The sequence below is a fragment of the Niastella koreensis GR20-10 genome (genome assembly GCF_000246855.1).
Classification (GTDB): Bacteria; Bacteroidota; Bacteroidia; order Chitinophagales; family Chitinophagaceae; genus Niastella; species Niastella koreensis.
This window is the reverse complement of record NC_016609.1, coordinates 8,667,668-8,681,257: the sequence shown is the minus strand read 5'-3', so window position 1 is coordinate 8,681,257 and position 13,590 is coordinate 8,667,668. Positions and strand designations below refer to the sequence as shown.

At 44.0% G+C, this 13,590-nt stretch carries 10 protein-coding genes; 9 read left to right on the top strand and 1 reads right to left on the bottom strand.

The features are described from left to right. Positions 1–6: 6 nt before the first annotated feature. From NIAKO_RS34965 to NIAKO_RS34925, 9 genes are all read left to right on the top strand, one after another. Complete coding sequence (locus tag NIAKO_RS34965; protein WP_014223237.1) at positions 7–1,179, top strand: glycosyltransferase family 4 protein; 1,173 nt, start codon at positions 7–9, stop codon at positions 1,177–1,179. 10 nt (positions 1,180–1,189) lie between these two features. Further along, a complete protein-coding gene (locus NIAKO_RS34960; RefSeq protein ID WP_014223236.1) occupies positions 1,190–2,359 on the top strand; it encodes a glycosyltransferase family 4 protein in 1,170 nt (389 codons plus the stop codon). A gap of 13 nt (positions 2,360–2,372) precedes the next feature. After that, positions 2,373–3,395 carry a glycosyltransferase family 4 protein gene (locus NIAKO_RS34955; RefSeq protein ID WP_063721413.1) on the top strand — a complete coding sequence of 341 codons (1,023 nt, stop codon included), beginning with the start codon at positions 2,373–2,375 and terminating at the stop codon, positions 3,393–3,395. Positions 3,396–3,446: 51 nt separating this feature from the next. Then, the gene (locus NIAKO_RS34950; RefSeq protein WP_014223234.1) at positions 3,447–4,430 is read left to right on the top strand and encodes a polysaccharide deacetylase family protein; all 984 of its coding nucleotides are present in this window, start codon (positions 3,447–3,449) and stop codon (positions 4,428–4,430) included. Between the two features lie 12 nt (positions 4,431–4,442). Continuing rightward, entirely contained in the window at positions 4,443–5,462 is a 1,020-nt protein-coding gene (locus tag NIAKO_RS34945) for a DUF354 domain-containing protein (RefSeq protein ID WP_014223233.1), read from the top strand. Positions 5,463–5,467: 5 nt separating this feature from the next. Beyond that, positions 5,468–6,775 carry a nucleotide sugar dehydrogenase gene (locus tag NIAKO_RS34940; RefSeq protein ID WP_014223232.1) on the top strand — a complete coding sequence of 436 codons (1,308 nt, stop codon included), beginning with the start codon at positions 5,468–5,470 and terminating at the stop codon, positions 6,773–6,775. Positions 6,776–6,811: 36 nt separating this feature from the next. After that, the gene (locus tag NIAKO_RS34935) at positions 6,812–8,188 is read left to right on the top strand and encodes an exopolysaccharide biosynthesis polyprenyl glycosylphosphotransferase (RefSeq protein WP_014223231.1); all 1,377 of its coding nucleotides are present in this window, start codon (positions 6,812–6,814) and stop codon (positions 8,186–8,188) included. 33 nt (positions 8,189–8,221) lie between these two features. Continuing rightward, positions 8,222–9,250: an NAD-dependent epimerase/dehydratase family protein gene (locus NIAKO_RS34930; protein WP_014223230.1), complete on the top strand. Its 1,029-nt coding sequence runs from the start codon at positions 8,222–8,224 to the stop codon at positions 9,248–9,250. A gap of 80 nt (positions 9,251–9,330) precedes the next feature. Beyond that, complete coding sequence (locus NIAKO_RS34925) at positions 9,331–12,726, top strand: GNAT family N-acetyltransferase (RefSeq protein ID WP_014223229.1); 3,396 nt, start codon at positions 9,331–9,333, stop codon at positions 12,724–12,726. Here the strand turns inward: NIAKO_RS34925 and NIAKO_RS34920 are convergent. Beyond that, positions 12,719–13,531 (bottom strand): polysaccharide lyase family 20 protein, encoded by an 813-nt coding sequence (locus tag NIAKO_RS34920; RefSeq protein ID WP_014223228.1) that lies wholly within the window; start codon positions 13,529–13,531, stop codon positions 12,719–12,721. The two genes, NIAKO_RS34925 and NIAKO_RS34920, sit on opposite strands and share 8 nt — an antisense overlap. Between the last annotated feature and the right edge of the window lie 59 nt (positions 13,532–13,590).

Sequence of the window (13,590 nt, the reverse complement as noted above, 5' to 3'; positions counted from 1 at the left end):
AAAGAAATGGCAAGGTTCTTATTCATCGATGAAAAGATCATTAACCTGATGCAGGTAAATGAAAAGCCCTGCGGTGGTTCTGCCGTGCAAACCTATGGATGGATCCTGGGCCTTATTGCAGAAGGACAGGAAGTACTGGTAATGACCAGGACCGATGATAAAACTGTATTGAAAGAAGAATGCAGGAACATCAAGATCGTTCCTATGTATGATTTCAATAAGGGTATTCGCTGGTTCCGGTGGCTTTATTACCGGTTACCTCATATGTATAAAAATATTAAAAATTCAAAACCCGATTATCTCTATTCAGGTATTGCCGGATGGACTACCTTATTACTGGCTTTAACCTGCCGGATCTTACACGTCAAATACATTCAACGCATCTCCAGCGATGCACATTTAGACAAACGTTTTCGTGATACCAATTCTACTATCCATCATTTTCTGTTGTATTGGGGCCTCAAATTGTCACACCACATTTTATGTCAGAATAATTATCAGCTGTTAAAGATTAAAAAGAAGTTCCCCAATAAATCGGCTATAAAAATTTTAAATCCGTATTATCTAAAAATTCAGGACCTGCACACGAATGAACACACAGGTGGCTATATAGCGTGGCTTGGCCTGTATAGATATGCTAAAAACCTTAAGCTGCTGTACCAAATTGCCGCCATTTTAAAACATGAACAGTTTTTAATTGCAGGAAAAGCGGGCTCAAACAGTGATGAAGAAACCACCGTGTACCTGGAAAAATTGAAACAGTTACCAAATGTTCAGTTTTCAGGCTATTTGGAAAGAACACAGGTGTCTCCCTTTTTAGCCAAAGCAAAATTTCTATTGAACACTTCCCGATTTGAAGGTTTCAGTAATACCTTTTTAGAAGCGTGGGCGGTTGGGACCCCTGTTTTGTCAACGGTAAACGTTAATCCCGACTCCATCATCTCAAACCACAATCTCGGGATAGTATATAACGAAGTATTTGATCTGTGCAAACAACACGCCACCTTATTACAACAGAAGTACCAGTTGATGTCGGAAAATGCCCGGCAATACGTGGCCCACTATCACGGTTACCGGATAGTGACCCAACAACTCCTTAGTTATCTTTCAAAGACAGATAAACCCATCACCAGTAGTACCTACCTGAACACCCCTGTGCAAATAAAAATCGTAAAGTAAAATCTTTGACATGACACCCAATCAAAAGACCCGTATCCTCTTTTTTATCGGCAGTTTAAAAGTGGGTGGGAAAGAAAGAAGACTGGTAGAGCTGCTTACTTATCTTCAGGCCAGGCCTGGATATGAATTGCTGGTAATATTAACTAATCCCATCATCCAATATCAATCCTTTTTAAAATTGAATATTAACTACCAGGTTATTGCAAAAACCTGGAAGAAAATGGATGTGAGCATTTTATATAAATTCTATAAAAAATGTAAACAGTTCAAACCTCACATCATTCACACCTGGGGGCGCATGCAAACCTTACATGCACTCCCGGCAGTAATTGGACAGAGGATACCATTAGTGAATGGACAAATTACCTCTGCCCCGCATAATGCAGCGCGGTGGTCGATGAACAGACTTGTAGATCTGACCAATTTCTATTTTTCGAGGATCATTATTGCCAACTCGCATGCAGGGATGAAGTCTTTCAGGCCACCCGGCAAAAAAACCAAAGTAATTTATAACGGCTTAAACCTGCAACGTTTCGAAAACCTGGATTCGCCGGAATCAATGAAAGTGAAATACGGCATCAAAACCCCGTTTGCAGTAGTTATGGTTGCCACCTTTTCAAACAAAAAAGATTACCCGTTATTTTTCAGCATTGCTCAACAAATAACACGAATCAGGAACGACATTTCGTTTGTTGCAGTAGGCGACAATTCTACTGATATGTCTGAGTTTGAACAATACCGGGAACTGGCAAACCGGAATTCAAGGGTAGTGCTTACAGGAAGGATCAGGGATGTGGAAGCCCTTGTGAATTGTTGTACTATCGGGGTACTTTTTTCGGATAAAATAAATGGCGAAGGCATTTCCAATTCCATCATTGAATATATGGGGCTCGCCAAACCTGTAATTGCCAACGATGCGGGCGGAACAAAAGAAGTGGTACATCACGAAGAAAACGGCTACCTGATTGCCCGGCATACAGAAAACGAAATTGTGAAACTGATCATTGACCTGATAGATAATCCAGAAAAAATTTCGGCCTTTGGAAAAGCCAGCCGGAAGATCATTGAAGAATCATTTACACTTGACAGAATGGGTAAAGCCTATGTGCAAACCTACCGGGAGGTTATAACAGTAGATGAACTTAAAAAAAGGATTCCCCAAAGTATTTTATTACCATGATATTTTGAATTATATGCGAGTACTTTTTGTTTGCAGCGGCAATAATAAAGATTTCGGCATTGTTCCTTTTATAAAGGACCAGGGCGAGTCGTTAAAAAGCGAAGGAGTAACTGTTGATTATTACCCGGTAGTTGGAAAAGGTTTGATGGGCTATGTAAAAGCCGGGTTCAGGCTTCGCCGGTTCCTGCACGGAAAACAATACGATCTAATTCATGCACACTTCACTTATTGTGGCTGGACGGCACTCATTGGCGCCGGAAGAAAAATACCCGTTGTATTGTCATTAATGGGGACCGATGCCAATGGCGAATACAAGGGCAACAACAAAGTGGTGTTGAAAAGCAAATTATCCTCCTTACTCACCTGGTTGATCCAGCCATTTGTGAGCGCCATTATCTCAAAATCTGTAAATATTTCCGCATCTGTATACCGCAGGCAGAAGTCATTCATTATTCCCAATGGAGTTGACCTGCAAAAATTCAAACCGCTATCTCCAGAAGAGCGGAACGGCCATTTGGTTGCCAGTGGAAAAATAAAAGCCTTATTCCTTGGCAGCAGAACCAAGGCGGGAAAGAACTTCCCGTTGGCGCAGGCGGCTGTTCAACAACCGGGCCTGGAGCATGTTGAACTGATCGCCCCCTACCCGGTTACCCACGAAGACATTCCCTGGTATTTGAATGAAGTGGATGTTTTGTTATTTCCCTCCTTTATGGAAGGTTCACCCAATGTAATTAAGGAAGCAATGGCCTGTAACTGCCCCATTGTATCAACAGACGTGGGCGATGTGAAATGGGTGCTGGGCGATACCCCGGGCTGTTATACCGCTTCCTTTGACCCCAAAGATTTTGCCGAAAAGATCACCCTGGCACTGCATGTTACAGGTGCAAATGGCAGAACCAACGGCAGACAACGCATCATTGATCTTGGACTGGATATGGATACCGTTGCCAAACGAATAGTTGACGTATATAAAAAATCAATCGCAGGATCTTATGAATATTCCTGTGTTCCTGAAAGCCATGTAAACCCGGCTTAAAAAGAAACGACAGCTTTAAAAATTGATTGATGACCCCTAATTGATTTGAACATGAACAAGAATTTCAGAAACCTGCTTGGTTGTTTGGCAGCCCATACGCTTATTTTGACCGGGCGGGTAAAACAAGCAACAAAAAAAGCACTGGAAACGGAATGTATTCTTTCCCTTTATTTTCACAAACCGGCAAAAGATGAATTTGAATTTTGTATCAGGTGGTTAAGAAGAAAAGGTTTCAGGTTTATCAGTCCCCGTGATCTGGAAAAAATAATAAATGGGGAAATCCCCTTTCCCAAAGGAGCCGTATTGCTCACGGTGGATGATGGCTGGCAAAGCAATGTAACCAATGTAGCGGATGTTGCAACCAGGAACGAAGTGCCGGTAACCATTTTTGTTTCCACCACCCCTGCTGAAGAAGGCACCTACTGGTGGTCGTACGTTACCCAGGCAAAGCGGCAGGGGCTGACCAGCTTTTCAAAACAGGCATTGAAAAAAATGCCGGAAGAAGAACGGGTTAACATCCTGAAGGAAATTAAGCAGATGATCTATCCCGGCCGGGACGCTATGACGGTTGACCAGGTTAAAATGGTAGCCAGGTCGCCCTATATTACGATCGGATCTCACACTCAAACACACCCGATCCTGATCAACTGTCCCGAAACACAGGTGTATGAAGAATTAAAGGGATCCCGCCAGAAGCTGGAGTCATGGACAGGAAAAGAGGTGGCTTATTTCGCTTATCCCAATGGCGATTTTAGCCGCCGCGAAATAAAGATCCTTAAAACGCTGCATTACCGGTTAGCCTTTAGTTCACAACCAAAATATTTAACCCCCGCCCTGCTGAACGAAAGTTATACCATTCCCCGATTCGGCTTTTTGGAAGGCGCCTCCAGTGCAGAAAATATCTGCCGCATAACGGGGGTTTGGCAGCCAATGATGCAGAAACTATCGCATCGCAATCAACCACCGAAAAAAGAACGCACCTGGTACAGCAACCTGTTCCTGGGCGAAGACCGCATTAAAAAATTAGATATCTAGCACAACACGGGCATGAAAATCCTCTTTGACATCAAACACCCCGCCCAGCTGAATTTATTCAAGGGGCTCACCAATGAGCTGCGGCAGGAGAACTGGGAAGTAACCATTTGTTACCTGCAAAGGGGAAAATTGCCCAACATAATAAAAAGGGAATATGCCGATTGTGAACTGATACCGGTGGGAAGCAGTCACGGTACCCGGTGGTCGATACTCTGGGATGGCAATATAAAACGCACGCTGGCTTTTTTGTACCTGATAAAAAAGTACAATTACAATATCTGTGTGGCAGCAAGCAGTATACCACTGGCCCTGGCCTGTAAAATTGCCGGCATTCCCATCATCCAGTTTTATGATGATCCCGAACGGAAGCAGGTAAACCAGATCAATGCCAGCCTGAGTACACAATTGTTCTTCCCACCGATTGTTAAAAAGAACCATAAAGTATCGGTGTTTAATTGTTTGAAAGAATGGAGTTACCTGAGCCCAAAGCGGTTTCAACCAGCCGAAACCATCCCGGTAAAACACGGGCTTATTCCCTATGACTACATTTTTGTACGAGAAGTAAGTAATAAATCATTCAACTACTATAACCAGCAGGACGGGATCGTAGGTTCTTTTGCCGGCCGGATCGGGGAAAACACAAAAGTTATTTTATCACTCGAAGATAAAACGATGGCAACCCGGTACCCGAAACACTGGACCATTTTACAGGAACCGGTTGAAAACATTCACTCCCTGATCTATTATTCCAGGCTGGTGATCTCATCGGGCGACAGCATGGCAAGGGAAGGCGCCATGCTGGGCGTGCCCAGCGTATACTGTGGAACCAGAAAGATGAAAGCGAACGATCTGTTAATGCAGGCAGGCCTGCTGGAACATTTACCGGCAGAAAGTGCCCTGGCATTTATAAACAAAACGTTGCAGGAAAAATTCAATGAGGAAAACCAAACAAAGGTCAGAAACAAATTGCTCGATCAGTGGGATGATATGACAACATTCATGAAAGAGCAGATCAATCGCTATAAATCATAAGAACCATGACAATTTCAATTTTTGGACTAGGGTATGTGGGATGCGTTAGTCTTGGATGCCTGGCTAAAAACGGGCATCAAGTGATAGGTGTGGATGTAAGCAGTTTCAAGGTTGATCTCATCAACCAGGGCAAACCTACCATCATTGAAAAAGACGTTGACAACATTATCCGCGAAGGCTTTGAAAACGGCCGTATTTCAGCTACTGAATGCCCCGAGGAAGCAGTACACAATTCTGAACTGAGCATTATTTGTGTGGGCACCCCGCCATCTGTACACGGGCATCTGGACCTTTCCTATATTTTCAAAACAGCCGAGCAAATAGGCAAGGCGCTAAGAACAAAAAATAGCTTTCATACCGTGGTTATCCGAAGCACCGTGGTGCCGGGCACCAATTATCGCTATGGAAAGCTCATTGAAGAGGCGTCAGGCAAGAAAAGAGGCGAACATTTTTCAGTGGTGTCGAACCCGGAATTTTTGCGCGAGGGTTCTGCCGTGCATGATTATTATCACCCCTCAGTTACGGTAATTGGCGGCGATAATACCCATGCTATGGAACTGGTGGCTTCCATCTACAATTGCCTCGATGCGCCTATAGAAATTACAGATGTTAAAGTGGCCGAGATCATCAAGTATGTAAATAATTCCTTTCATGCATTGAAGATCACGTTCACCAATGAAATAGGCACCATTTGCAAGGCGATGACCATCGATCCGTTTAAAGTGATGGACCTGTTTTGCAAAGACACCCGGCTGAATATTTCCCCTGCTTATATGAAACCAGGGTTTGTATATGGCGGGTCGTGCCTGCCCAAAGACCTGAAAGGACTGGTAACAATGGGGCATGACAATTACCTTGATACGCCTGTGCTGGCCATGATCAACTCCAGCAATGAACAACTCAAGAAAAAAGCCATTGAATTAATAAGCGGTACAGGCAAGAAAAACGTATGTTTGATAGGGTTGAGTTTTAAAGAAGGAACAGACGACCTGCGGTTCAGTCCGTTTGTTGAACTGGCAGAAACCCTGATCGGCAAAGGTTATCACATTACTATTTATGACGAATACGTAAGGCTGTCGAAACTCATCGGCGCCAATAAAGCCTACATCCATGAACGGTTGCCGCATTTATCTGACCTCCTTACTTACAATTTAGAAAGCGCTATTTCCGAAAACGATGTAGTAATAATCAGCCATAAGAATTTCGATGCCAAATCCTACCACCATCTGCTGAAAGAGAAAACGGCCATAATAGATCTTGCGAGAATTCATGAGTTGGAAGAATTATCCAACTATGAAGGAATCTGTTGGTAAACGAACATTTCTATTAACCTTTTAAAGCTTGCAGCCATGCCTGGTCAAAAAATAAGACAGGATATCCCCTTTGTGGCGATAGACCTGCTTCCCCTCATTTTCATTTTACCAATTGCCCACTACTTTTTCAGGGATTTCCAGTATTCAATGAGTGAGTGGATTATGTTATCAGTTTTTGTTTTCCTGTGGTGCATGGTGGAGTACCTGGTAAAACACCGGTATACCCGGTTCTACCAGAAGTTCCAGGAACGTATTACCAGCCATTTCAAAACGTACATCACCCTTGTGATCATCGAGTGCGCTGTTCTCTGGTTCATGCCCGTGTCTTCAGATTTCTGGAAATATGCCATCACTATTATGCTCGGTGTTTTCGGGCTCGATTTGTTGATCAATTTCCTGATCATTGAAATGATAAGCGTTAATACCAGTAAGCCAAAATATGTTGTGGTGGCTGGTACCGGTAACAAAGCAAAAATTATTGAAGACCAGGTTAACACCAGTCATAACAACGGTTATCACCTTAAAGGCTTTATCAGCTGCGACCAGTTGGATGAATGTGTGATCGAAAGCAAAAGGGTGCTGAGCGACCTGGACAATATCAATGATTTTTTGCAGGTAAACGACATCGATGAAATTGTTATTGCCCTGCCGGACGATCAGAAAAAGAACATTCTGAAAGTATTGTCTGTTGCCGATTATTATGGCATCCGGGTGAGGTATGTTTTAGATTACCATGAGTTGTTTGGCAACAATTACAAGATCACCCGCATGGGACAGGTTGATACGGTGAATATAAGGGAGTTGCCCATCGATGGAAAAGTGGCCGGCTTCTTTAAAAACTGTTTCGATAAATTATTTGCGGCCATAGCGCTCATTTGCCTGCTTCCGTTATTCCTCATCGTTGCAGCATTGATTAAATTAGAATCACGCGGACCCGTTTTTTATTGTCCCATCCGCATAGGCAAAGGCGGTAAGCCCTTCAAAGTATATAAGTTCAGAAGTATGCGGAACAGCGATGATTGCGCAGGCGGCACCCGTTCTACCCAATGCAATGATCCCCGCATTACCCGGCTGGGCAAAATACTGAGAAAATTCAGCATCGATGAGCTGCCCCAGTTTATAAATGTATTACTGGGAAGTATGAGCGTAGTAGGCCCCCGCCCGCATAGAAGATTTCTTAACCGCCAGTTACAGGAAAATGTGTATCACTATATGCTGCGCCAATATGTGAAACCAGGGGTAACAGGCTGGGCGCAGGTGAATGGCTGGCGCGGCCCCACCGATACCGAAGAACAAAAACGGCAGCGCACCCTGCACGATCTCTGGTACATTGAGAACTGGTCGTTCCGCCTCGATGTAAAAATTATCTTCCTTACTGTATTTAGTCCTAAAGCCCACCAAGCCGCTTTTTGATAATTCTTATTTACAACCTTTAAACATGCAGTTATGAAACTAACAGCTGCGCAACGAGATAAAATAGCCGACTCTACCTTCCTGGTTACCGGGGGAGCCGGTTTTATAGGATCACACATTGCTGAATATTTATTGAACGCCGGCGCCCGTAAAGTGCGGGTAATCGACAATATGTCGACAGGGCATTTTCGCAACATGGCGCCCTTTGCCAACCATCCTCATTTTGAATTTACAGAAGGTGATATCCGCAGTGTGGAAACCTGCAGGGTTGCCTGCAAGGGAATAGATTATGTAGTACAGGAATCGCTGTTAGGAGAAATAACTATTCCCATGACCGGCCCCATCGCGCCCGAAAGTGTGGATGCCAGCGGCTTTTTAAACATCCTGGTAGCCGCCTATGAAGCGAAAGTAAAACGTTTTGTATATGCGTCAGGTCCCTGCATCCGGCGAAATAATATCGAAGCGCCCGCTACACAATACATCGAAGAGCATTATTCGGCACTGTTCACCAAACTCTATGGTATGGAAACCATCGGGCTGCGGTATTTCGATGTGTTTGGCCAGCGACAAAATCCGCAAAGCGGGTATGCTGCCGACATTCCCAAATTTGTGATGCAGTTTATGCGGCATGAATCCCCCATCATCAATGGCGCCGGTGAATGTGCACACGATTTTACTTATGTAGAAAACGTAGTGGAAGCCAATGTGCTGGCACTGCTCACTACCAACCCCAATGCAGTAAACCAGGTATATAATATAGGCGTTGGAGAAAGAACTTCTTTATATCAGCTGGCCCTGTGCCTCAGGGAACTTTTGAGTGCCTTTGATGTAAGTATCGACAATATACAAATAGCACAGAAACATACCCTGAATGATACTGTACACTCAGTATCGTTTATAGACAAAGCCAAAAAGCTGTTGGGCTATAGCCCTGGCTTTTCGCTGCGAAATGGCCTGTTGAAATCGGTAAGCTGGTACTGGGCCTATTTGCCCCTGTATAGGGAAGAGCTTACAGAGAAAAGCCATCACCAAACGCAATTTGCCAAAGCGCTTACAGCATAAAGTAATATTCTTCCATGCACCTAAAACCCGGCGTTCTACCCGTAGAATGCCGGGTATTTTAAGACTGAAAACTCAAGTATATGTCATTCACAGCATCAGCAACTAAATCAAAAACCGTAGTATCGCTTTTTCAGCAAGATTTTGAAGGGACAGAGTTGTTGTCGGGAGAAAAAGTTTTTAACCTGTTGGAAGATACCAGGTTCCTGGGTGAATGGAACCATCTATGGAAAGCCTGCCCCTGGGCTACGGTTTTTCAGAGCCCTTCTTTCGTGGCCACATGGTATCGGATTTACAGAAAGGATTTCGTTCCTGTATTAATCAGGACTACACATGCAGGAAAGGTAACAGGATTGCTAACGCTGGCTGCAGACAAGAATGGCCTGATAACCGGAGCCGGGGCAAACCAGGCAGAGTATCAGGTATGGCTTACAACAGATGCAAATGACGAACAATTCATTAAAAATGCACTGCTTGAATTACGCAGGGTTTTCCCCCGCAGAAAATTGCTGCTCAAATACATTCCCGCAGAAGTGCCACTGGGCTGGACGGAAAAAGACGCCCAATGGCGCCGGCGCTGCTTTGTAAAAACATCATCACATCCCCTGATGATCGTTAACGGCACGCATATTACCAGTGAACTCAGAAAGAAAAACAGGAAGGAAAAGATCAACAGGCTAAGCAGGCTGGGCGAATTAGCTTTTGAACGGATCAGTAATTATGAAGAGTTCGCTGCCATTTTTGACGAGCTGGCCCTGCAATCTGATTTCAGAAAGGGAGCCATGTACAATAAAATAGCTTTTAAAAACGATCCCTTGAGAAAAGAATTTTTACTGGCGTTGTTTGAACAAAATGATCTTCATGCCACCGTTTTAAAGATCGATGATAAAATAATTGCTTCCAACGTAAGCCTGCAGGGCCCCAACCAGGTGCATTTGCAGGGCATCAACTCTTTTGATGCAGCCTATGCCCGCCATTCGCCCGGTATTATTCATTTTCTGATGCTGGGTAAAATGCTTTCGGAAGAAGGGGTAAAAGTATTTGATCTTACTCCCGGAGCAGATCCTTATAAGGACATGCTGGCGACCGAACATACCAAAGCAACTACGTTGAGTATTGGCAACAACCTTCATGGATTTGCCGGCCGGTTAAAATACGGCATCCACAATTTCCTGAAGAATAAAGCAATTGGCTTGGGGATAAAAGCCCAAACATTAAAAAAGACACAAAGAGATCTTGCTAATTATAAAACAAAACTAAGAAATATAACGCCGGCTGGTTTCACAGCCATGAGCAGCCGTTTTTTTGAAAACCTGCACAGACGCAGAGGTGTATCAAAATGCTGGATCGTTCAATATCCTTCATTGCCAGCCCTGGGCCTGTTGCCGGTTCAAAAAGACAATCTGCAACACCTGCTTGAGTTTGATAACCATGAAACCTGGTATAGTAAGCAGGAATTTCTATCCGACGCCATGCGAAGACTGGAAGCCGGCGAACATGGCTATAGCTGGGTTGAAAACGGAACATTACTGGGATGTGCCTGGCTAACAAACGGCAGGCACGCTACTGCAGAATCTGACACTGGTAAAACCGACGGGTGGTTTATTTCACTGTCAGGGTTATACTACCACCAGAAAGGCCGCAAAAGACTGTCGCTTTTTCTACAATCAGTTGCCGCTGAACTGGCAGCCGATACGGTCTGTGAAACCTTTTATATTGTCAATGACTGCAATGATCAGCGGATCTTTGAAAAGGCAGGGTTCAATGGAATTGACATGCCGGAACTGATCTTTGAAGGCCTTACCCCTACAGATCAGACTAATACGAAATCTGAGGAAACAGGGGAAAGCCTTGTGGCCGGCAAAATAAAGCCTGATACAGATTACACTATAGACATATTAACAGGTTCGGCAGTTACGGAGTTGATGCAGAACGCGGCCTTTCAAAAAAGCTGGGACCAGCTTTTTGAAAACTGTCCCTGGGCTACGGTTTATCAAACCACTCCCTTTATTACAGCCTGGTACCACGCTTATCGCGAGCACCATCTTCCCGTTCTTGTAAGGGCGGTTAAAAATGATCAATTGCAGGGCGTACTGCCATTGACCTTATTAAATGTAACCCGTAAGGACCGGCATGCCAAAGGCGGCAAGCTTACAGGCGCCGGGCATTATGAAGCGGAATACCAGGTTTGGCTGGCAGCACCGGCCGACGGAAATGCGTTCATTCAAAAAGCATTGACGGAATTGATGAAACAATTTCCGGGACATCCCCTTTCGCTGCGCTTTATACCACCGGGCACCCCGCTAAACTGGGTACAGGAAGTAAAGAAATGGCGCGATAGCAGTATTGTACAGGGATATTCCCGTCCATTGATCCATTACAAAACCCCTGCAGATGTGAAGGTGGGAAAACACCATAACAACAAGCTGAACAAGTTTAAAAAAATGGGCGATGTACGATTTGAAAGCATAAAGGACCTGGAAACATTTGAACGCAGCCTGGATGAGATGGCTGTTATGCTCGATTTCAGACAGGGCGCCCTGTTCAATAAGAACCCGTTCCTGGAAGACCCGGCCAAAAAAGATTTCCTGATAGCCCTGTTCAAACAACAGTTGCTTCATACAACTGTATTTAAGGTCAATGACAAAATAATTGCAGCCGTAATTGCGGTGTTAAGAAACAACTGGGTCTATCTCTCAGGGCTCATTTGTCATTCACCTTTAAATGCCCGAAGTAATTCACCTGGTTTGTTGCATTTTCAATTGTTAACAAAACTGCTGGTGGAAGAAGGCATTCAATATTTTGATCTGTCGCCGGGCTACGATTCCTATAAGGATGAACTGGCAACCCAGCAGGACGAAGTACAGGAACTGATCATCAGCAACGCCCCAGGCTTCCGTGTAAAAAGACAATTCAGGAAATGGTTACATGCCCGCATGCTTTCCCGGGGCATCAGGCCCATGACCGCGGAGCTGACGATAAAAAAATATCGCTATAATTTAAAGCAGTGGCGGCCCATGCCAGCTTTAAAGCGGCTGACAAAAAAATTACGTAAACAGGAAATACTGCAACAATATATAATTAATAAGAGTACACTTGAGACAGGCGCAACAATACCCTGGCAAAGGAACAGCCTGGCCAATTTACTGGAATTTAATTCTGATAAAAAGATGGGGTTATCAAGATGGAAATTTCTGTCAGATGCCATGTACCGGCTTGAAAAAGGGCAACATTGTTTTACCTGGCCCGGAGATGACCGGTTGTTGTGTTGTATTTGGGTGACTATTGGGGAAGAAGCGATCACCATAGAAAATTCATATTGCCATTCATCGGCAAAGGAATGGTTACCGGCTTTTCTGAAAAATATGGTTATAGCACTGGGAGAAGATAAAGAAGGGGGTACTATTCAATTGGTAGCTGCAGACACACAAATTTGCAAGGCTATGAAAATTGCGGGATTTCAACCTGCAATTAATTAGGCTTTACCATCATGTCGGCCAACGAAGCATGCTCGTCGCCTAATTGAATTTCATCAAAATATATAACTCTTTTGGTGGTATTGGAAACACCGCCTTTATTCCAGGTAGATTTATAAATACCAAATTTCCAGAGGGGGGCATGAAAATCACCAGTCAAATCATACATATTGGCGCCATTGTAATTGGCCACCGGCTTCCCATCGCGGAATATTTCAATCAGGCCGTCAGCTCCGCTTGAATGTTTGATATGGAATATATAATAATGCCAGTTATCTTTATCAATGGGGCCTAACTCTATTTTGTCTTTACTATCCACTTCAGGTTTAATACGGAGGTACAGGTCATTATTTTTTGTTCTAAGACTTATTGCAGGGCTGGCTTTACCTCCCTGGTGCCACTGGGTTAACACATCATCACTGTTGTCTGCATCATAATCAACGCTGGGAAAAAGAAGTGCAAAGGCATACCAGCGGTCTAGATTGTCTTTGTCATCTGGTTTGGGAAATGAGATCTCTGTCCTTGTGCCATTCTGAATGGCAGGGTCGCCGCTCCTCAATTCAAAACGGGCAGCCTTTTTTCCCTGGTATACGGGGGTTTCCACTATCTGCAATCCGTAAGGAGTAGCTGTCTGCCGTGACAAAAATGAAGGGAAGGGATCATTGTCTTCAAACCCCAGCTGGTAAATTATATGGGCATTGGGCTGAGCAGACTTCCCTGCATTGTCATGAAATACTTTTATGTAGCCATACAGGAAGGTTGCCGAAAGTACTATCAGTACCAGTATAACAGTTTTTTGGAGTTTCACGTTTACTGATTTTAGTACTATAAATTTACTTTCTTTTCCCTTTAAATAAATAAAAAAGG